General features: G+C 64.6%; 18 protein-coding genes and 1 riboswitch. Of the genes, 9 read left to right on the forward strand and 9 right to left on the reverse strand.

What is annotated here, in order from left to right; all coding sequences use genetic code 11:
- Nucleotides 1–45: 45 nt before the first annotated feature.
- Nucleotides 46–222 carry a DUF1328 family protein gene (locus BC1002_RS09735; RefSeq protein ID WP_013089874.1) on the reverse strand — a complete coding sequence of 59 codons (177 nt, stop codon included), beginning with the start codon at nucleotides 220–222 and terminating at the stop codon, nucleotides 46–48.
- 40 nt (nucleotides 223–262) lie between these two features.
- Here BC1002_RS09735 and BC1002_RS09740 point away from each other — a divergent pair, with 40 nt between their 5' ends.
- Nucleotides 263–1,900, forward strand: a complete 1,638-nt coding sequence (locus tag BC1002_RS09740; RefSeq protein WP_013089875.1) for a sensor histidine kinase — start codon at nucleotides 263–265, stop codon at nucleotides 1,898–1,900.
- A gap of 218 nt (nucleotides 1,901–2,118) precedes the next feature.
- Nucleotides 2,119–2,256 (forward strand): entericidin A/B family lipoprotein, encoded by a 138-nt coding sequence (locus tag BC1002_RS09745; protein ID WP_013089876.1) that lies wholly within the window; start codon nucleotides 2,119–2,121, stop codon nucleotides 2,254–2,256.
- 266 nt (nucleotides 2,257–2,522) lie between these two features.
- On the opposite strand, the gene BC1002_RS09750 is transcribed toward BC1002_RS09745, so the two are convergent.
- On the reverse strand, nucleotides 2,523–3,320 hold the full coding sequence (locus tag BC1002_RS09750; RefSeq protein ID WP_013089877.1) for a DUF4397 domain-containing protein: 798 nt from the start codon (nucleotides 3,318–3,320) through the stop codon (nucleotides 2,523–2,525).
- A 308-nt stretch (nucleotides 3,321–3,628) separates the two neighbouring features.
- On the opposite strand from BC1002_RS09750, the gene BC1002_RS09755 reads away from it, so the two are divergent.
- Nucleotides 3,629–5,671 (forward strand): NADPH-dependent 2,4-dienoyl-CoA reductase, encoded by a 2,043-nt coding sequence (locus BC1002_RS09755; RefSeq protein WP_013089878.1) that lies wholly within the window; start codon nucleotides 3,629–3,631, stop codon nucleotides 5,669–5,671.
- A gap of 36 nt (nucleotides 5,672–5,707) precedes the next feature.
- Here the strand turns inward: BC1002_RS09755 and BC1002_RS09760 are convergent, their stop codons facing one another.
- The 6 genes from BC1002_RS09760 to BC1002_RS09785 form a co-directional block, all read right to left on the reverse strand.
- Entirely contained in the window at nucleotides 5,708–6,637 is a 930-nt protein-coding gene (locus tag BC1002_RS09760; protein WP_013089879.1) for an EamA family transporter, read from the reverse strand.
- Nucleotides 6,638–7,073: 436 nt separating this feature from the next.
- Nucleotides 7,074–7,322, reverse strand: a complete 249-nt coding sequence (locus BC1002_RS09765) for a pentapeptide MXKDX repeat protein (protein WP_013089880.1) — start codon at nucleotides 7,320–7,322, stop codon at nucleotides 7,074–7,076.
- Between the two features lie 93 nt (nucleotides 7,323–7,415).
- Nucleotides 7,416–8,219 (reverse strand): molybdopterin-dependent oxidoreductase, encoded by an 804-nt coding sequence (locus BC1002_RS09770; protein ID WP_013089881.1) that lies wholly within the window; start codon nucleotides 8,217–8,219, stop codon nucleotides 7,416–7,418.
- Between the two features lie 75 nt (nucleotides 8,220–8,294).
- Entirely contained in the window at nucleotides 8,295–8,945 is a 651-nt protein-coding gene (locus BC1002_RS09775; RefSeq protein WP_013089882.1) for a cytochrome b/b6 domain-containing protein, read from the reverse strand.
- Between the two features lie 49 nt (nucleotides 8,946–8,994).
- A complete protein-coding gene (locus BC1002_RS09780; RefSeq protein WP_013089883.1) occupies nucleotides 8,995–9,858 on the reverse strand; it encodes a DUF1223 domain-containing protein in 864 nt (287 codons plus the stop codon).
- Nucleotides 9,859–9,967: 109 nt separating this feature from the next.
- Nucleotides 9,968–10,426 carry a hypothetical protein gene (locus tag BC1002_RS09785; RefSeq protein ID WP_013089884.1) on the reverse strand — a complete coding sequence of 153 codons (459 nt, stop codon included), beginning with the start codon at nucleotides 10,424–10,426 and terminating at the stop codon, nucleotides 9,968–9,970.
- A gap of 582 nt (nucleotides 10,427–11,008) precedes the next feature.
- On the opposite strand from BC1002_RS09785, the gene BC1002_RS09795 reads away from it, so the two are divergent.
- The 6 genes from BC1002_RS09795 to BC1002_RS09820 all read left to right on the forward strand — a co-directional run bounded on the left by BC1002_RS09795 (nucleotide 11,009) and on the right by BC1002_RS09820 (nucleotide 17,821).
- A complete protein-coding gene (locus BC1002_RS09795; RefSeq protein WP_013089885.1) occupies nucleotides 11,009–11,413 on the forward strand; it encodes a GreA/GreB family elongation factor in 405 nt (134 codons plus the stop codon).
- A gap of 141 nt (nucleotides 11,414–11,554) precedes the next feature.
- A riboswitch (TPP riboswitch) is annotated at nucleotides 11,555–11,672 on the forward strand.
- 88 nt (nucleotides 11,673–11,760) lie between these two features.
- A complete protein-coding gene (gene thiC / locus BC1002_RS09800) occupies nucleotides 11,761–13,692 on the forward strand; it encodes a phosphomethylpyrimidine synthase ThiC (protein WP_013089886.1) in 1,932 nt (643 codons plus the stop codon).
- Between the two features lie 146 nt (nucleotides 13,693–13,838).
- Nucleotides 13,839–14,063, forward strand: coding sequence for a glycine zipper 2TM domain-containing protein (locus BC1002_RS09805; RefSeq protein WP_013089887.1), 225 nt, complete (start codon nucleotides 13,839–13,841; stop codon nucleotides 14,061–14,063).
- Nucleotides 14,064–14,307: 244 nt separating this feature from the next.
- Entirely contained in the window at nucleotides 14,308–14,787 is a 480-nt protein-coding gene (locus BC1002_RS09810; protein ID WP_013089888.1) for a hypothetical protein, read from the forward strand.
- 213 nt (nucleotides 14,788–15,000) lie between these two features.
- A complete protein-coding gene (locus BC1002_RS09815) occupies nucleotides 15,001–16,599 on the forward strand; it encodes an L-lactate permease (RefSeq protein ID WP_013089889.1) in 1,599 nt (532 codons plus the stop codon).
- A 292-nt stretch (nucleotides 16,600–16,891) separates the two neighbouring features.
- The gene (locus tag BC1002_RS09820; protein WP_013089890.1) at nucleotides 16,892–17,821 is read left to right on the forward strand and encodes a DMT family transporter; all 930 of its coding nucleotides are present in this window, start codon (nucleotides 16,892–16,894) and stop codon (nucleotides 17,819–17,821) included.
- Nucleotides 17,822–17,903: 82 nt separating this feature from the next.
- Here BC1002_RS09820 and bamC read toward each other — a convergent pair whose 3' ends face one another.
- Entirely contained in the window at nucleotides 17,904–19,133 is a 1,230-nt protein-coding gene (bamC, locus tag BC1002_RS09825) for an outer membrane protein assembly factor BamC (protein ID WP_013089891.1), read from the reverse strand.
- Nucleotides 19,134–19,517 lie beyond the last annotated feature (384 nt).

Consider the following 19,517-nt stretch of genomic DNA (forward strand, 5'->3'; position numbering starts at 1 on the left):
TCGCCTGCTATCAAGGCGCGGCTTGCCGCCACTGCGATGGCCGCGCTAATCGATCGTTTTCTTCGTCACGACGAAGCCCAGCACGAGGAACACCACGCACAGCACGACAAAGACGAAGAACAGGAACTTCGCGATCGCCGCCGCGCCGGCCGCGATGCCGGTAAAGCCGAGAAGACCCGCGATCACCGCGATGATCGCGAAGAACAGCGCCCACTTCAACATGATGGTTTTCTCCCGAAACATTGAATGAACGATCGGGTCCATGCTATCGATGCGTGGCGCCGCGCGCATTCCGACGCTCGCCGTTTTTCGTGTGAGAATCCGCTTACATTGGATTACGACGACGTTACGCGCGGCTTCGCTCGATGCTGCAGTCGACGCCCGAGTCGATGCCCTCTTTCTGGAGTCAAATGTGTCGAATCTGCAGAACCCGCCGGAACAGCCCGGCGCGCGCGGCACGGCGCGGCTAGCCGACTGGATGCGCAAGCGCAGCTGGGCGATCGCGATGACGGTGGCGATCGTGATCACGGTGGGCGGCCTTGTGATTCTGGAGAGCGCGCGTCAGCGCATTACGGCCGAGTACGAAACCGCGCTCGAAGCGCGCGACGTCACCGTGCAACTGAGCACGCTCGCGAGCGACCTGTCGCGCCTCAGCGCGCAACAAAACCAGTTTCTTCTGACGAAGGACGACGCATCCGCCCGTGCGTTCTGCGCGAGCGCCGCACGCATCCGCGAGACCACGCAGCAGTTGGACCACTTCTATCGCGGCGGCCGCGCGGACAGTGCGGAGCTCGCGAGCTTTACGCAGATACTCACGCTGATCGATGCGCGCATCGGCGCGGGCGCCGCCGCGATGCAGCACGCGGCGCCGCATCCGCTCGAGCTCGGCGCATGCGGGCCCGTGAGCGACGTCAATCCGGCGGACGCGTCCTTGATCGACAGCACGCTCACGCTACTGCGCGACAACGAGGAGCGTCGCGCGCAGCACGCGCTGGCCGCGAGCCGCGCCGATCAGCGGCTGTCGACGCTGTGCGCGGCGGGTCTGTCGGCGCTGAACATCGTGCTGTTCATTCTGCTGTTTCGCAATCTCGGCATTCAGATAGACCGGCAGGCGCGCGCGCAGCGTCAGTTGATCACACAGCAGGAGGAACTCGACCAGTTGGTCAACGAGCGTACGCGCCAGCTCGAAGCGCTCGGCTGGCATCTGCAGGCGGTCAGCGAAAACGAAAAGACCCAGCTCGCGCGCGAGTTGCACGACGAGCTCGGCGCGATTCTGACCGCATGCCGGATGGATGTCGCGTGGGCGCGCCGCAAGCTGAAGGACAGCGAGCCGGACATCGCCGACAAGCTGCAGCGCGCGCTCGCCAATCTCGACCAGGGCATCGCGTTGAAGCGGCGCATCATCGAGGACATGCGGCCGACCGTACTCGCCAATTTCGGGCTCGTCACCGCGCTGCGCACGCTCGCCGACGAAGCCGCGCAGCGCAACAACTGGACGCTCGAACTGCACCTGCCCGCCGACGATGTCCAGCTCGACGAACAGACCGAGATCGCGCTCTTTCGGGTCGCGCAGGAGTCGCTTACGAACGCCGCCAAGTACGCGCGGGCCTCGAAGGTCGGCATCGCATTGCGGGTCGGCGACGGCGAGGTCGCGCTGCATATCGCGGACAACGGCGTCGGCATCATGCCGGCCGATCTGAAACGCACGCATACGCACGGCCTGCTCGGCATGCGCCAACGCGTGGCCGCGCATGGCGGGCGCTTCGACATCCGCCGTGGCGCGCAAAACGGCACCGAAATCGACGTCGTGATGCCGAGCGCGAGCACCGCGACTCCTTCGGTGGATCAGCCGCTGACGTCGCCGGCCACGCCGTCTACTTCGTCGCAAAGTCCCGTCTGACAGGCACTCGCCGCGGCAACGCCAAGCCATTGTAGGAGTGCGCCGACGCAAACACCGGAGCACGCCTACAACAAAATCGCGGCACGGCCGACAGCGCCGCCCCCGCCCTTTTTTTACCATGCAATCAGGCCGGTTCGAAACCGGATCGAAACCTGATCGACTGGCATGGCCCCGGTCGGACGACATCAACCGATGCATTCTCGACAAGGAGAAGTTTCATGACTCGACTGATCGCTTTGCTTGTGCTCGCAGGAACCGCCATGCTTGTCACTGGTTGCAACACGATGGCCGGCGCCGGCCAGGATATTTCGAAGGGCGGCCACGCCATCACGAACGAGGCGGAAAAGGCAAAATAAGCCGGCACATGGCAGCAGGATTTGCAGAGCCCGTCGCGGGATGCCGCGGCGGGTTTTTTTTCGTGGAAGTTTGCTTGCAGGTTTGTGGCGCGGCGCGACGCGACGTGTTTTCAGAACGCCATCAAACAGAACGGCGACCCACTGTCGTGGATCGCCGTGCCGTCCTCCCGCTTTCCGACCACCCGAAGTCCTTGATTGTCCGGCTGGCGCGAGCGGCTCATCAATGCTCACGCCGCGCGAGGCTCATCCGATGATCGGCGGCCCCGTCATTGCCCGGTCAACGTATTCGACAGTTCCACACTCGGCGTGCTCGTGTTGCCGTTCTGTACGACCAACAGGTGAATCTGCCCCGGCACCAGTTGGCTCAATGCGCCCGCGATCGGCACGGACGTGATCAGCCAGTCCGCGTTGTTCGCCAGCGAGAACGAGTTCGACTGGAAGATCGGCGTCTTGCTGCCGGCCACCGTCGCGATCAGCACGTACTGACCGCCCGACACGTAGATCGAATCCTGGCCGCTCGCCGGCACCGCGTTCTTGAACGACACGCCGGAGATCGTCGGCGACACCTTGGCGATGCTGGTGGCGGTGGCCTGCACGAGATAAAGGTCGAGGTCCGGCGCGTTCGCCGACGCATTGAAGCCGCGCACGCGCGCGTCATTGGTCAGCAGTCCCTTGTCGAACGGATCGTCGATCAGGCCGATGTCGGGCGCGGACACACCCGGCAACGCGAGCACCGTGTACACGTGGCCCTTCGCGACATTGGGGAAGGTGCCGCTCGCGAGCGCGTTCTTCGTGCCGGTCGCCGCATACGCGACGGTGGTCGAGCCCGTGTCGATATTGGTGAGGTTGGTCACGCCTTTATACGAGATGTTGGTCTGTCCGGAAGGCGCGCTGCCATTGACGAGGAAGTCGACCGCGGGCCCGCCCGGAAACGCGTGAACGAAGTGGATCTCGGGATTGGTCAACCCCAGCTCCTTGCCCGCATCGCTGCCACCACCGCCGCCGCACGCGCTCAATACCGCCGCGGCCGCAACGACCGCCATCATGGTTCGGATCATTTTCATTGTGTTCACCTGTGTCGATGTCGGGCTTGACGCTCATCGCCCATTGATACGTGGACGCCCGCGGAAGACCTCGCGGTCGCCCTCCTCCCATCCGTGCCGCACGGCGCGCCGGTTTTGTCGGTGGCGTGTCCGTGTCGATGGACGCTCGCAGTCAGCAATGGATGTGCCGTGCCCTTAATATCTGGCGTGAGACAACTGACCAAGGTGTTGCGGATCAATGGATTGCGGCGATTTAGAATTTTTCCTCGGCGGCCTGGTCCCGCGCGCGGTGTATCGTTCGTGCGGCCCTTCACTTACACGGTCCCTGCATGTCTTACCAACACTTACTCGCCGAGCTCGACCTGGGCTTCACACGTCTGTCCAACCGCGTGGTGATGGGCTCGATGCACACGGGCATGGAAGACCGCTTCTGGCATTACCCGCAACTGGCCGCGTACTTCCGCGAGCGCGCGAAAGGCGGCGTCGGCCTGATCATCACGGGCGGCATTTCGCCGAATCGCGAGGGCTGGCTGCTGCCGTTCGGCGGCACGCTCAACTCGGTATTCGATCTGCGCAATCACCGGCTCGTGACCGAAGCCGTGCATGCGGAGGGTGGCAAGATCGCGCTGCAGATCCTGCATGCGGGCCGTTATGGCTACCAGCCGTTGGTGGTGTCGGCGTCGGCGTTGAAGTCGCCGATCTCGAAGTTCAAGCCGCGTGCGCTGACGCTCGCCGGCATCGACCGAACCGTGCGCGACTACGCGCGCTGCGCGCGGCTCGCGCAACGCGCGGGCTACGACGGCGTGGAGATCATGGGAAGCGAAGGCTATCTGCTGAACCAGTTCCTGTGCCCGCGCACGAACCGCCGCACCGACCGATACGGCGGCAGCATCGAGAATCGCATGCGGCTCGCCTGTGAGATCGTCGAGCGGGTGCGCGCCGAATGCGGCGAGCGCTTCATCGTCGTGTACCGGCTGTCGCTGATCGATCTGGTCGAGGGCGGCAATACGTGGGAGGAAACCGTGCAGGTCGCGCAAGCGCTCGAAGCGGCCGGCGTGACGATCTTCAACACCGGCATCGGCTGGCACGAGGCACGCGTGCCGACCATCGTGACCTCCGTGCCGCGCGCGGCGTTCGCTTCGCTCACCGCGCGTCTGAAAGCATCCGTCAACGTGCCGGTGATCGCGTCGAACCGCATCAACACGCCCGAGGTGGCCGAAGCGCTGATCGCCGACGGCGCGGCGGATCTCGTGTCGATGGCGCGGCCGCTGCTCGCCGATCCCGACTTCGTGCTGAAAACCGCCGAGGACCGCGCGCACGAAATCAACACCTGCATCGCGTGCAATCAGGCCTGCCTCGATCACACGTTCAGGAATCAGCGCGCGAGCTGCCTCGTCAATCCGCGCGCGGGGCGCGAAACCGAGCTCGTCTACCGGCCGCTCGCGAGCGCTCGCGAGGCGCGCTCGATCGCAGTGGTCGGCGCCGGTCCGGCCGGGCTATCGGCCGCGACGTTGGCGGCCTCGCGCGGGCATCGCGTGACGCTGTTCGAGGCCAGCGACACGCTCGGCGGCCAGTTCAATCTCGCGATGCGCGTGCCGGGCAAGGAAGAGTTCAGCGAAACGATCCGCTACTTTGGCAGCCAGTTGCAACGCCATCGTGTCGACGTGCGGCTCGGCACGCGCGTCGATGCTGCACTGCTTGCCGCGGGCGCCTACGACGACGTGATCGTCGCGACCGGCATCGTGCCGCGGCGGCCGGCGATTGCCGGCATCGACGGGTCCAACGTGCTGTCGTATGTCGACGTGCTGCGCGGTGCGCCGGTCGGCACGCGCGTCGCGGTGATCGGCGCGGGCGGCATCGGCTTCGACGTCAGCGAGTTTCTGCTGCATCGCGCGGGCGAGCCGCTGCCGGTGCCGCGCGATACGTGGCTCGACGAATGGGGCGTCGACCTCGCGGTGCGCGAGCGCGGCGGCCTGAAGCCGCCCGTTGCCGCGCAACCGGCGCGGCAGATCTGGCTATTGCAGCGCAAGGCCGGCAAGCTCGGCGCGGGGCTCGGCAAGACGTCGGGCTGGGTGCATCGCGCGGCGCTCGCGAGGAACGGCGTGCAGATGCTCGGCGGCGTCGAGTATCGGGAGATCAGCGCGCGCGGTCTGAAAATCGCGCGAGACGGTACCGACGAATGGCTCGACGTCGATACGATCGTCGTGTGCGCGGGGCAGGAGTCGTTGCGCGAGCTGTTGCCGTCGACGGTCGATGGCAAGCACGGCGGTGGCGGTCCGCGTTTTCACGTGATCGGCGGGGCGAAGCTCGCGACCGAGCTCGATGCGAAGCGAGCGATCCGCGAGGGCGCGGAGCTGGCGGCGGCGCTCTGACAACAGCGGCGCGATTCGACGAGAACCGCGCCGCTCTCAGGCGCTGCCGTTCTTCTGGTAGTCGAACCAGAACGACAAGCCGACGCTGCTCAGGATCACGATCGTCGCGATCACCGTCGAGCGCGTGACCGGCTCGCCGAGCAGCAGCGCGCCCAATGCAACTGCGACGATCGGATTCACGTACATGCAGCTGCTCGCAATGATCGGGCTCGTGTGGCGGATCAGATAACCGTACGCGACGAACGCGGCCATCGTGCCGATCAGCATCAGATACAGGAACGCGACGAGCGGCAGAAAATGCAGTTCCAGCATCTGCTCGCCCGCCGCCCACGCGACCAGCGTCGAGATCGCGCCGCCGAGGCCGATCTGCAGCGAGGTCGACAGAAACAGGTCCGACGGAAGCTTCAATACCCCGGCCAGATGCGCGCCGCCAGCCCAGAACAGCGCGCCGCACAGAATCGCGAGACTGCCGCCCACCGAGCCCGGCGTGCTGTCGCCGTGACTCAGAATCACGATGCCGGCGAGTCCGAGCCCGACCGCGAACCATTCGCCGCGGCCAATCTTTTGTCCGGCGACGGCCGCGATCACGGTCGCGAACAGCGGCACGGTCGCGACCATCACGGCCGCGGTGCCGGTGCCGACCGTGCGCATGCCGTACGCGAGCATGCCGCTCGACAGACCCACCAGCATCGTGCCGACGAGGCCCGCGTTGCGAATCTCGGCGACGCTCGGCCAGGCCGGCTTGCGGCGCGCGGCGAACACGAACAGACCAATGCCGGCGAACAGGTTGCGCAAGCCCGACATCAGCAGCGGCGGGAACGAGCCGAGCGCGACGTGCACGGCGAGATAGGTCGAGCCCCACACCAGATAAACGACGGCAAGCGCGAGCGCGACCCGCCCTTTGCGCGACTGCGGCAGACGCAGCGGCCAGCCACGCGGAGAAAAGATTAAACGTTGCAGCGACATGCGTTCAGCCCGCCGTCGCCACTCGACCCGCGCATTGCGCTCGATGCCCGCGAGGCGCCGGGCCTGCGTCGATGCTTTTCGGGCGGGATGGCGGGCACCGCATCGGCGATGCGGTCTGACGGGTGAGGCAGGCGGACATGTCGGTGGAACAGTAAGACGATGAGCGGCGCAGGGAGCGCCAGAAACGGCTGTGGCGGCGGAATCGGTCAAAACGACACGATGCAACGCGGCCGTGATGCGCGGCGATGCCGCCGGCGAAAGCCGCGGCGCGCAACGCATTATGCAGTAAGCGCCGAGTGCGCCGCGCGACAGAATCGTAACTTTTTGGTGTTCCTGCAACAGAAAAGCCGGGGACGCATCCCCGGCTTGCATTCGGTTCCGTATCCGTTCGATGCTCAGCGCATCAGCAGGATCGCTAAGCACCGTGGGCGCGGACTCAGTTGCCCATCGCGCCCGACGCCTCGTGCTTCATGCCCATCGCGCCGCCGTCCTTTTTCATCGAATCGTGTTTCATCGCGTCTTTTTTCATGCTGCCCTTCGACATGCTGTCTTTGGACATCGAACCTTTCGACATCGCGTCTTTCGACATTGCATCGTTGGACATCGCGCCGCTCGCCTGAGCGAATGCCGCGCCGCCGCTTGCCAGCATCAGCAACGCGATCGTGGTGATTGCAATCTTCTTCATGGGATGACTCCGTGGGTAGTGGATGAATCGAAACCGGCTCGTGCCGGCGTGCTTCCGAAGCCGCTGCCGCAAGCGCGCGTGCGCCCGCATGCGTCAGGAGCCTCCGAACCAGTTGTAGCCCTGGTCGACCCAATAGCCGCCGGGATACGTGTTGGTGACGAAAATCTCGACGATGTGCTTCGGATTCTTGTAGCCGAGCTTGGTCGGCATCCGCAGCTTCATCGGGTAGCCGTATTTCGCGGGCAGCCGCTCGCCGTCGTAGGAAAACGTCAGCAGCGTTTGCGGATGCAATGCGGTCGGCATGTCGATGCTTTCGTAGTAGTCGTCCGCGCATTTGAAGCCGACGTACTTCGCCGTCGTATCCGCGCCGACACGTCGCAGAAAATCGCCGAACGGCGTGCCGCCCCAGCGGCCGATCGCGCTCCAGCCTTCCACGCAGATATGTCGCGTGATCTGCTCCGCATGCGGCAGCGCATACAGTTCGGGCAGCGTCCACACGCGCTGGCCGGTCACGAGCCCGCTCAGTTTCAGCTGGTAATCGGAGCCGTCCACGTGGGGCACGTCATCGATGCCGTAGTACGCGTTGAAGGGAAACGGTCGCGTGATCTGCGCTTCGGTGTAGGTCGGCGCGAGCTGCTTCGGATCGAACAGCGCGGCCTGCGCGCGATCGTTCAGCCGCGATACGGCGCTCAGGAAGCGGTTCACGGAAGTGTCGTCGGTCAGCGAGCAGCCGGTCAGCATCGATAGCCCGCCGAGCGTCAATAGCTGCTTGCCGAACAGGCGTCGCGACGGCATCGCCAGTTCGCGCTTCGCATCGAGCAGGATCGATGCACGGTCGAGCGTGTGGCTTACGCGCTGCGTGGATTGGCCTGCTGGTTTGTCGATCGGCTTGTTCATGATTCGATATCCGTAGGGTGTTCGCATTGCGCTTTCAGGAGCGTGAACATGAGCATGGTCGTGGGCAGCCGCGGCTCAACGTCCGCGCAGCATCGCGAGCAACGAACGCGGCACGAGCGCCACCATCGCCAGATGCACCGCAAGAAACGCGGCCAGCAGCGACATCGCGGTGAAGTGCACGACGCGCGCGTTGTCGTAGCCGCCCATCAGTTCACGCAGCAGCGGAAACTGCACCGACTTCCAGATCGCGAGCCCCGATAGCACCAGCACGATCAAATCGGCGATCGCGAACAGGTAGGCGAATTTCTGCACTGCGTTGTAGACGCGCAGATCGTCGTGCGACAGCTTCCCGCGCAACGCGGCGATGAAATCGCGCAGCACCGCGCGCGGCGTCAACGGCAGGAACTTGCGCACGAAACGCCCGCTCGCGAGATTCAGCGCGATGTACACGAGGCCGTTGAACACCAGCAGCCACATCGCCGCGAAGTGCCATTGCAGCGCGCCGCCGAGCCAGCCGCCCAGCGTGATCGCGGTCGGAAAGCTGAACGCCGGGAAGATCGGCGACGCGTCGTAGATGCGCCAGCCCGACAGCATCATCACGATCGCGGCGAACGCGTTCAGCCAATGCGTGATGCGCAGCCACAGCGGGTGAATGACGGCGCGCTTCGGTGCGGCGGGCGCAGCGGGTGCGCCGGGGCGCAACGCGTGGGGTGTGGGTGTGGACATGGCGGCTCTCCTCGGGCAGCGGTAGAGAATGCGTCGCGTGCGATGTCGATCAACGGCACGCGGGAAGATCGGCCGCTTGCAGCACGTCGCCGCTCGCGTCGCTTTCGACGAATGCGACCACGCCAAAGCGGTCGGCGGCGTGGGCGACTGGATCGGCTTTCGCGTCGACGCTCGCATCGCGTACATCGATGTCCTGACGAATCCGCGCGTGACCGGCGACGAGTGGCACGGGCCCGAACCACGCACGCACGACGCGTTCGTGATGCAGCGTCGCGCCGCGGTTTTCGCCCGCGCCGACCTGCGTCGTCAGCGCGTTCTCGTAGACCGCGAGATAGGCGCTCAACGGACCCGTGGCGGGTGCGGCCGTCGTGCTGAACTGCGCATCGACATCGAATGCGCCGGGCTCACGCGGGCTCAGCGCGAGCGCGACGCTCGCCTGCGCGGGTGCGGCGACGAGCTCGTCGATGCGGCGCTCGAAACTGTCGCGTTGCGACCAGTCGCGCAGCTCGCGGCCCGCGACGAACACTTCCGGCGTATAGATCGTGTGCGCGCCCGCGAGGTGCGTCAGCGTCTGCTGACGTTCGGTGAAGCGATGCTGGGAAAAGCGGTCGGTCCAGCCGAGGCTGTTCCAGTAGTCGACGTGCAGCGCGAGCGGCACGATGCCGTGCGCGGCGCTATTGCTTTTCCATTGACCGAGCCAGCGGTCGGCGGGCGGGCAGCTATCGCAGCCCTCGCTGCTGTACAGCTCGACCAGCGCGAGCCGGTGCGCGGGGCTGTGCGTCGCGCATTGGGGTCCGGCCGCGTCGGCCGCACTGATGCCGGAAGCGCTCAGCAGAACAAGCGCGAGGCTGGCGGCGGGCTTGGAAAGAATCGTAAAGCGATGAAGTATCGAGCGATTGTGCGCGGTCGACATGACGTGCTCCGATCGTAATCTGCACGTTTGTCGAACCGCGCGGCCGGTTATGACAGGCCTCTTTTAATTTTTTTCCGGCATGTGGAGCGAGCCCGAGCTCGCCTGCGACTCAGTCGTAACTGACCACCACCGTCATGCGCGTGTCCGTATCGGTGCGCTGCGCGTTCAGCGACAGCACGCCGCCGGTGCGATCGACCGCGTAGTGGCCGTCGCGGGCCAGCACGACGTGCCCGCCGCCATCGACGAAACGCGCTGCCACCAGATCGCGCGACTGCGTGCCGCCGTTCACTTCGAGCGCGACATCGGCCCCGCTGACGACGCCCGGCGGCGCGCTGAACGTCACCGTGCGCGACAAGCGCTGACCGGGCACGCTCGCGCTATCGACGGCGACGCCAGTGGGCGCCGTATCCGCGCTGATCTGCAGCGGCGGCGCGACGATCATCCCCACGAACCGGATCACGCCGCCCGTCACCGTCGATGCCGCCGGCGCCGCCAGCGGCGCGGCTAGCAACGCCACCACCGCGGCTGTGCGACCGAACGTTCGCCACCGCATTCTTTCCGCTTTCATGTGCACCTCTCTGTCAATCGACCCGAGTCGCCTCGCGCCGTTCACGCGCCATCCGGCGAATCGCTTCGCTGGAGTGCGGCCTTCGCTGCACTTTGTTTAACGGCAATCCTCTGACTGGCTTGAACGCCGTGCGGATCACGTCGCTTTCATCTGGCACCGCACGATCGACGCAGCGCGATGTCGCCAACGGAAGGGGCCGAGACAGCGTGCTAACATCAAGCTTTCGTCGCTGGTGTCGCGAACTTCACGTTTTGCTGCGCGGCAACCTCCCGTTCGCTGTTCCCCATCACCTGGTCGTTTTGCCCGTGACTTCTGTGCGTCGTCCGACTTTCCGTGCCCTCGCCCGCTTGCGCCCATGCCGCGCAGGCGGCTGCGCGCGCGCGGGCGTCGCGCTGCACGGCGCCGGCGAGACGTCCCGAACGCTCCCGCTTCACGCCGCCCGGCGCCCTCGCTGACGTAGCCTGCCAATACCGAGGGCCGCGTCGCCGGGCTCCGGGCTTTCCCATTCGTCCACTCATCCGCCGACCACCCATATGGCGTCGTCGCACGCGGCCTTCCTTCACCGACCTATCCGGAGTGCTGATGATGAAGAAGATCAAAACCTGCTATCTGACCGAACTCGACGTGACCCGCCTCGAGAAATATGCGGCCGCCAATGCCAAACTGCAGCACATGCTCGACGACGTGCTCGAGCGCGCGGTAATCGTCGACTCGCACGATATCCCCGCCGACGTCGTCACGATGAACTCGCAAGCAACGCTGATCGACACGGCGAGCGGCGAACAAATGACATGGACCGTCGTCTATCCGCCCAATGCCGATTTCGCGCAGGGGCGGCTGAACGTGTTTTCGCCGGCTGGACTCGCGCTGCTCGGCGCGCGCCGCGGCGAGAGCATCCGCTTCACGCCACCCAGCGGCGATCAGCAAGTGCTCAAGATCGACAAAATCCTGTATCAGCCCGAAGCCGCCGACGATTTTTCGCTGTAAGCCGGCTGTTCCATTGCTGTAAGTTGCCCTGTCTGATGCGGTCTCGAAACAAGCATAGGAGATGTCCGGTTTCATCCGGACCAGTTTTTTGAATCACTCAGACAGGTTGCCAAACCGCTGGCGGGCGGTGTATCGTGTGCGCTGCTAACGCGGGGGTCCTGCGTAGCGCGGAGCTGGAGGTCCGTGTTGCGTGGGTGAGAAATACCCTTTGAACCTGATCTGGATAATGCCAGCGCAGGGAAGCGTACGGATCTCGCACCAGCCTCAACAGCCTCACCTCTTAGCGATTTCCGACCACTTCCATCTCAGTCTCCTGCTTAGCCGCCCCACTTTGTACGGAGACTTACATGAACGCCAATCCGAAGTTTATTTCCGCCGAAGCCCATGTGGACGAGGCCGCCGTCGCGCCGCTGCCGAATTCGCGCAAGGTCTACGTGACCGGCTCACGCCCCGACATCCGCGTGCCGATGCGTGAAATCTCGCAAGCAGACACGCCCGACAGCTTCGGCGGCGAAAAGAATCCGCCGATCTACGTGTACGACACGTCGGGCCCCTACTCCGACCCGGACGCGAAGATCGACATTCGCGCGGGCCTGCCCGCGCTGCGTCAGGCGTGGATCGAGGAGCGCGGCGACACCGAGCCGCTGACCGGCCTGTCGAGCAGCTTCAGCCGCGAGCGCGCCGCCGATCCGGCCACCGCGCAGCTGCGTTTTCCCGGCCTGCATCGCACGCCGCGCCGCGCGATCGCCGGCAAGAACGTGACGCAGATGCACTACGCGAAGCAAGGCATCATCACGCCGGAAATGGAATACATCGCGATTCGCGAAAACCAGCGCCGTGCCGAGTATCTGGAGACGCTGAAGGCGAGCGGCCCGAACGGCGCGAAGCTCGCCGCGATGATGGGCCGCCAGCACCCCGGCCAGGCATTCGGCGCGAGCGCATTCGGTCCGAACGGCCTCACCGAAATCACCGCGGAATTCGTGCGCGAGGAAATCGCGCGCGGCCGCGCGATCATCCCGAACAACATCAATCACCCGGAAAGCGAGCCGATGATCATCGGCCGCAATTTCCTCGTGAAGGTCAATGCGAACATCGGCAACTCGGCGGTGACCTCCTCCATCGGCGAGGAAGTCGACAAGATGACGTGGGCGATCCGCTGGGGCGGCGACACGGTGATGGATCTGTCGACCGGCAAGCACATTCATGAAACGCGCGAATGGATCATCCGCAACAGCCCGGTGCCGATCGGCACGGTGCCGATCTATCAGGCGCTCGAAAAGGTCAACGGCAAGGCTGAAGATCTGACGTGGGAGATCTTCCGCGACACGCTCATTGAACAGGCTGAGCAGGGCGTCGACTACTTCACGATCCACGCTGGCGTGCGTCTGCAATACGTGCCGCTCACCGCGAACCGGATGACCGGCATCGTGTCGCGCGGCGGCTCGATCATGGCCAAGTGGTGTCTCGCGCATCACAAGGAAAGCTTCCTGTACGAGCATTTCGAAGACATCTGCGAAATCATGAAGGCCTACGACGTGGCCTTCTCGCTCGGCGACGGCCTGCGCCCCGGCTCGATCTACGACGCGAACGACGAAGCGCAACTGGGCGAGCTGAAGACGCTCGGCGAGCTCACGCAGATCGCGTGGAAGCACGACGTGCAGGTGATGATCGAAGGTCCGGGACATGTGCCGATGCAGCTGATCAAGGAGAACATGGACCTGCAGCTCGACTGGTGCGACGAAGCGCCGTTCTACACGCTCGGGCCGCTCACGACCGATATCGCGCCGGGCTACGACCACATCACGTCGGGTATCGGCGCCGCGATGATCGGCTGGTTCGGCACCGCGATGCTGTGTTACGTGACGCCGAAGGAACACCTCGGTCTGCCGAACAAGGACGACGTGAAGACCGGCATCATCACGTACAAGCTCGCCGCGCACGCAGCGGACCTCGCGAAGGGTCATCCCGGCGCGCAGGTACGCGACAATGCGCTGTCGAAGGCGCGCTTCGAATTCCGCTGGGAAGACCAGTTCAATCTCGGTCTCGATCCGGACAAGGCGCGTGAATTCCACGACGAAACGCTGCCGAAGGACTCGGCCAAGGTCGCGCATTTCTGCTCGATGTGTGGCCCGCACTTCTGCTCGATGAAGATAACCCAGGACGTGCGCGAGTTCGCCGCGCAACAAGGCGTCAGCGATAACGAAGCGCTGCAGAAAGGCATGGAAGTCAAGTCGATCGAATTCATGAAGCAAGGCGCGGAGATTTATCAGCGGCAATAAGCGGCATACGCGATTCGCGCGAGTCAGCACCGCGGTATCGAAGCCCGCCGGCATGGCGGGCTTTTTCTATTTGGCCGCGTCGAGCAGGCACGTTGTGTGCTCACTGAAGGGAACAACTGCTTCCAACAACGAAGGGAGTCAGCATCATGAAATCGATCCGTCAACTCGCTACTCGTCTTGGCACGGTCGCAGTCGCGCTTTCGCTGGTCGCGGGTCTCGCGGCATGCGGCGACATGTCCCCACGCACACGCGATACCGCGATCGGCGCGGGTGTCGGCGGCGCGGCCGGCGCGGCGATCGGCGGCAGCGGCTTGTCGACGTTGGGCGGCGCGGCGGTGGGCGGTGTCATCGGTAATCAGATCGGCAAGTGAGCGGCCAGTGAGCGTTGTTTCCGATCACGCGTCTAACGATTCATACAGGACGGCAAACGATTCTTTCGGACCACGATCCGCACTGCCAAGGGCCGCGGATGCGGTGTGCCTTCGTGCCGACAATCCGCGTGGAAATAGACTGAAATATGCGGTTGCGGTTTTGCCACAGCGTTGCCGCGGCAGGAGCGTAAGCTCCTCATAACGACGTCGCGCGAGGCGGCATCGGTTCATCGAGGAGCGCGTTATGAAGTCCCGCGTCGTCACCCATCTTCGCGCGGTGCACCTCTCGACGCCACGCGAGTCGTCCAGTTTTCCCGCAAGGTTCGCGCGGCCTGCCGCCGCGTTTTCCGCGCTCGCCTCGAGTCTATTTTTAGCCGGCTGCTATTACCCCGCCGGTTACTATCCCGCGGGCTATTACACGTCGTACTATTCGACCGCGCCCGCGACCACGGCGAACCAAGCCGCACCGGCGACCGATCCGCAGCAAGCGCCTCAAGCCCAGGCGCAAATGCAGGTCGCGCCGCAGGACATGCCGCCCGGTTATGCTGCCCCCGCGCCCGTGTACGTGGCGCCTCCGGTCTATCCCGCCTACTATCCGCCGCCGGCTTATCCCTATCCCGCTTATTACGGCTACCCCGCCTACTACGGACCGTCGATTGCGATCGGCATTGGTGGCTATTGGGGCGGCCATTGGGGCGGCCATTGGGGCGGCCACTGGCATTGACCTGTCTCTGTTCGCCCACCACCGCGCCCACCCCGCCCGTACTTTCCCGGCTTGACTCGCCGATATGGCGCTCTATTCTTGAAAGGTTGCACGCAGCACCCGCTTAAATCAGGCGCCGCCGTCGAGGCCACTCGCAAGCGTCCGCCGTGCCAGAGCGACGCGCCGTCATGCGCAATCTCCCGCGTCGAATTACACAACAACGAAGGAGACATGATGTTTCATCAACTGCTCACTCCAGTCGGTAATTCGCTTTTTCCGTCGTTTATCGTCGCCGCGCTGCCGATCATCGTCGTGCTCGCGTTGCTCGGCTGGGCGCGCAGGCCAGCGTGGCAAGCGTCGCTCGCGGGACTGATCGTCGGTTTGATTGTCGCGATTTTGGTCTGGCAGTTTCCGGTCGGACTCGCATTCAACTCGGTCGCGGCCGGCATCGTGTTCGCAATCTGGCCAGTGATGTGGATCGTGTTCACCGCGATCCTGCTGTACAACATCGCGCAGCGCTCGGGACGCTTCGAGGCCTTCCGCCTGTGGATGATCGAAAACCTGCCGAACGACCGGCGCATCGTGCTCGTCGTGGTCGGCTTTTCATTCGGCGCGCTGCTCGAGGGCATTTCGGGCTTCGGCACGCCGGTCGCGATCACGAGTTCGCTGTTGATCATGCTCGGCTTTCCGACGCTGGAAGCGCTGATCTTTACGCTGATCTTCAACACCGCGCCAGTAGCGTTCGGCGCGCTCGGCGTGCCGATCACGGTGCTCGGCGCGGTCACGCATCTGCCGTCCGATGTGCTCGGCAAGATGGTCGGGCGGCAATTGCCGTTCTTTGCGGTCGTGCTGCCCTTCTATGTGATCGGCGTGTATGCGGGCTTTCGCAACATGCTGCGGATCTGGCCGGTGCTGCTGGTGTCGGGGCTGAGCTTCGCGCTGACCCAGTTCGTCGTCTCGAACTTCGTGAACTACAGCCTGACCGACGTGCTGTCGTCGCTGGTTTCGCTGATTCTTACCGTCGCGTTCCTGCGGGTCTGGAAACCCGCCGCCGATCCGAAGTTTGCGATCAACGTTGATCGTATCAACGAGGTGCGCGGCAAGATCGGCGGCGCGCAGGGTTGGTATCCGTGGATCATCGTGTCGGTTGTCGTGATCATCTGGACGATCGCCAGGATCTTCACGATCGGCGAAGTCAAGGTGCCCTGGCCTGGCCTCGACAAGGCCGTGTTCATCACGCTGTATAACGCGCCGTACGGCGCAATCTGGGACTTCCAGCCGCTCGCGACCGGCACCGCGATCCTCGTCGCGGCAATCATCACCGCGTTGATCGTGCGGCTCTCCGTCGCCGAGTTCGGCAAAGCGATCGCCGATACGTGGGTACAGACGCGCATCGCGATTCTGACCGTGGCGACGATCGTCGGCCTCGCATATCTGATGAACTACTCGGGCCTCAACTACACGCTCGGCCTAGGCGTCGCGTCGGTCGGGCCGGTGTTTCCGCTCGTGTCGGCGTTCCTCGGCTGGGTCGCGGTGTTCCTGTCGGGCAGCGATACGTCGGGCAATGCGCTGTTCGGCAATCTGCAGGTGGTGGCGGCCAAGCAGCTCAATCTGAATCCGGTGCTGATGGCGGCGACCAACTCGTCGGGCGGCGTGATGGGCAAGATGATCTCACCGCAGAACATTTCGACCGGCGTCGCAACCACCGAGTTGAAGGGCAAGGAAGGCGTCGTGTTCGCCAAGACCTTCAAGCATTCGATTCTGCTCACGGTGCTGCTCGGCGTGCTCGTGTGGGCGCAGCAGAACTTCCTGCAATGGATGATTCCGCAGTGAGCTCGCGCCGCTAACGACGCAATGCGATTCACATCGTTCCGGACGGACGCCCGCACACCGCGGGCGCCGTTTGCAATTGCATCCCCACAACCGCTCCGCCGCATCGCAATTTTTCTCACATATCGGTGAGAATTGCTCGTTTTGCCTGCGCCTTCGCAGCGCTTAGCATCGACCTACCCGGACGCGGCCGTCTCCCGGATCTTGCCGTTTCATCCCGCATTGAAACGAATCGCGCGATCGCACTGTTAGGATGAGCTGGCGTCCCGACTCAACTGCGCGCGGCGCCATTCCAATGAAAGCCAGAAACCTTCTGCAACTGCTGATCCTCGCCGCCCTGTGGGGCGCATCGTTCCTGTTTATCCGCGTCGGCGTGACCGACTTCGGCGTCGCGCCGCTGATGGCGCTGCGCGTCGGCATCGGCGCCCTCTTTCTCGCGATCCTGCTGATCGCGCGACGGCCGCTGCAACAGTCCGCCACGCTGTTGCGCACGCACGCGGTGCCGCTGCTCGTGGTCGGCATCCTCAATTCGGCGGCACCATTCTGCCTGTTCGCGTATGCCGAGCTGACGCTGTCGGCGGGCGTCACGTCGGTGATCAATGCGTGCGCGCCGCTGTGGGGCGCGCTGGTCGGCTTTCTGTGGCTGCGCGACCGGCTCAGCGCGCTGCGCACGCTCGGCCTCGTGGTCGGCTTTCTCGGCGTGCTGATGCTCGTGTGGGACCAGATCGCGGCGCCGGACGGCTCGGCCGCCTCGCCGCTCACCGTCGCACTCGCGGCCGGCGCCGCGCTCGGCGCCACGCTGCTCTATGGCATCGCCGCCAATTACACGAAGCGTCACCTGACTGGCGTCGACGCGCTGAGCGTCGCGACCGGCACGATGATCGGCGCGACCATCGTGCTGCTGCCGCTCGCGGTGATCTACTGGCCCGCCGCGCCGATCTCGCTGCACGCGTGGGGCGCGGTGATCGCGCTCGGCGTCGCCTGCACCGGCATCGCGTACATGCTGTTCTTCCACCTGATCGCGGTCGCCGGACCGACGCGCGCGATCACCGTGACCTTCGTGATTCCGATCTTCGGCATTCTGTGGGGCGCGTTGTTTCTCGGCGAGACGGTGTCGCCGGGCATGCTCGAAGGGTGCGCGGTGATTCTGGTCGGCACCGCGTTGGCGACCGGCGTGATCAAGCGCTTGCCGTGGGTCGGCACGCGACGGCGCGCGGATACCTGAGTAAGCAGTCGAAAAAAAACCGCCCGGATTGCTCCGGGCGGTTTTTCGTCGAACCGGCGGCGTTGGCCGCGAGGCTCTCGTATCAGTGCAGCTGGTAGGCCATCAGGCTCATGATCTGCTTGGCCTGCGAGCTTTCGTCGACTTGCCCCTTGTCGTCGACCACGGCCACGCGGGTCTGGCTCGGCGTCACGGCGCGCACGTTCACGCGATACTGCTTGGCGACCTTCTCCTTCCGACCGTGGAAGACCTGGCTCCAGAAGCCCTGCTCGGCCGACGACATATCCTTCGGATCGACGTAGCGCACGAAATACAGGCCGCGGCTCACGTCGCGGTCGTCGACCGTGAAATTGCTGCGATCGAGCGCGAGGCCCACGCGCAGCCACGCGCGGTCATACGGCTCGCCGAGCGTGAGTTCGGTCGATGAGAGCTGCGCCGACGTGTTGTTGGCCGAATCCGTATCCAGCGTCGACGGCTGGGCCGCGAGCGCGACGTTCTGCGCGACAACGGCGGCCGTCGCCGATTTCGCACCCGCCGTCGCGGCGTTCGGCGCGATCTGCGTGCCCGCCGGCGACAGCTCGGCGTTCTGCGTGCCGCCCCCGCCCGCTTCGGCCCGCGCCAGCGAGGCCATCAGGCGCTTCAGATACTCCTGCTCGAGCGCCGGGTCGTTCGGCTTGGGTTGCCATTGGGTCGACTCGTTGTTCGTACCTGTGATCGCCTCACGCATGCCTTTCTGGCTGACGAACACGTAGGTGCCGCCCTTCGGCGCCGCTTCGAGACGCGTGCGGAACTTGTTGCGCTCCGAGCTCACGTAGCTGTTGCCCATCGCCTTCGACAGCGTGTTGCGGATAAAGCCGTCGTTGATCTGCGCGTGGGTTTCGTTCCAGTCGGTTTCCATCACGCCCTTGTCGCGCTGGTCGACGACCAGCAGGAAGCCCTGCTCCTGCCAGAAGCGGCGGATTTGCGGCCAGGCCTGATCGGGCGATTTGTTGTCGATCACGAGCCAGCTTTCGGTGCCGTCGCGCTGGATGTGGATGCCCTGGACGGGCGGCACGACCGCGACCGCGTCGCCGGCCGGCGCCTGCGCCTGGACCTGTTTCAGCGTGGACAGCGAGGTTTCGCCGCCCTGCGGCGGCAGCGAACGCTGATCGGCCGTCTCGTCGATCATGTTCGGCGGTACGGCAAGCGATACCTGCTTCGAACGGGAGTCGCTCCTATAGTCGATTTTGGTCGGCGACGAGGTACCGCAGCCGGCGACCAGCCCGCCTGCCATGAGCATTGCTGCAAACCGCTTGGTGAGACGAAAATCAGTCATGTTCGGGGAATCCTTCCGCTACGCCACGGCAAGTTTCCGTGGATCAACCCAACATTTTACCGGTCCCGGCGAGGCGTGTGCAAAAACTGGGGTTTGCCCGGGAAGCGCCGCTTATCACGGCGACGAAACAGTCACGGGAAAAAAGTCCGCGCCGATCACGCTATTTGCCCTCTTATGAGGTAAATTTAACACTCAATGACACTTTCGAGTTGACATTGGGAGTATTCCCAAGTCGTTGCCGGAAGCCCGCCGAATAGGGGCTTCCAGTTTGCATGCGGCTTCTTTTTCAACACGGCGTGCGGCCCTGTCCGCCGCGATGTGCAAAAACCAGAAGAAAACCGGTGCTACGTTAATCGAGCTATCTCAATAAAAATCCGGCGCCAA

The organism is Paraburkholderia atlantica, from assembly GCF_000092885.1.
Classification (GTDB): domain Bacteria; phylum Pseudomonadota; class Gammaproteobacteria; order Burkholderiales; family Burkholderiaceae; genus Paraburkholderia; species Paraburkholderia atlantica.

Excerpts from the sequence above, each read along its gene's own strand:
- BC1002_RS09735 (WP_013089874.1), bottom strand. The coding sequence starts at position 222 with ATGTTGAAGTGGGCGCTGTTCTTCGCGATCATCGCGGTGATCGCGGGT.
- BC1002_RS09740 (WP_013089875.1), top strand. The coding sequence starts at position 263 with ATGCTATCGATGCGTGGCGCCGCGCGCATTCCGACGCTCGCCGTTTTT.
- BC1002_RS09745 (WP_013089876.1), top strand. The coding sequence starts at position 2,119 with ATGACTCGACTGATCGCTTTGCTTGTGCTCGCAGGAACCGCCATGCTT.
- BC1002_RS09750 (WP_013089877.1), bottom strand. The coding sequence starts at position 3,320 with ATGAAAATGATCCGAACCATGATGGCGGTCGTTGCGGCCGCGGCGGTA.
- BC1002_RS09755 (WP_013089878.1), top strand. The coding sequence starts at position 3,629 with ATGTCTTACCAACACTTACTCGCCGAGCTCGACCTGGGCTTCACACGT.
- BC1002_RS09760 (WP_013089879.1), bottom strand. The coding sequence starts at position 6,637 with ATGTCGCTGCAACGTTTAATCTTTTCTCCGCGTGGCTGGCCGCTGCGT.
- BC1002_RS09765 (WP_013089880.1), bottom strand. The coding sequence starts at position 7,322 with ATGAAGAAGATTGCAATCACCACGATCGCGTTGCTGATGCTGGCAAGC.
- BC1002_RS09770 (WP_013089881.1), bottom strand. The coding sequence starts at position 8,219 with ATGAACAAGCCGATCGACAAACCAGCAGGCCAATCCACGCAGCGCGTA.
- BC1002_RS09775 (WP_013089882.1), bottom strand. The coding sequence starts at position 8,945 with ATGTCCACACCCACACCCCACGCGTTGCGCCCCGGCGCACCCGCTGCG.
- BC1002_RS09780 (WP_013089883.1), bottom strand. The coding sequence starts at position 9,858 with ATGTCGACCGCGCACAATCGCTCGATACTTCATCGCTTTACGATTCTT.
- BC1002_RS09785 (WP_013089884.1), bottom strand. The coding sequence starts at position 10,426 with ATGAAAGCGGAAAGAATGCGGTGGCGAACGTTCGGTCGCACAGCCGCG.
- BC1002_RS09795 (WP_013089885.1), top strand. The coding sequence starts at position 11,009 with ATGATGAAGAAGATCAAAACCTGCTATCTGACCGAACTCGACGTGACC.
- thiC (WP_013089886.1), top strand. The coding sequence starts at position 11,761 with ATGAACGCCAATCCGAAGTTTATTTCCGCCGAAGCCCATGTGGACGAG.
- BC1002_RS09805 (WP_013089887.1), top strand. The coding sequence starts at position 13,839 with ATGAAATCGATCCGTCAACTCGCTACTCGTCTTGGCACGGTCGCAGTC.
- BC1002_RS09810 (WP_013089888.1), top strand. The coding sequence starts at position 14,308 with ATGAAGTCCCGCGTCGTCACCCATCTTCGCGCGGTGCACCTCTCGACG.
- BC1002_RS09815 (WP_013089889.1), top strand. The coding sequence starts at position 15,001 with ATGTTTCATCAACTGCTCACTCCAGTCGGTAATTCGCTTTTTCCGTCG.
- BC1002_RS09820 (WP_013089890.1), top strand. The coding sequence starts at position 16,892 with ATGAAAGCCAGAAACCTTCTGCAACTGCTGATCCTCGCCGCCCTGTGG.
- bamC (WP_013089891.1), bottom strand. The coding sequence starts at position 19,133 with ATGACTGATTTTCGTCTCACCAAGCGGTTTGCAGCAATGCTCATGGCA.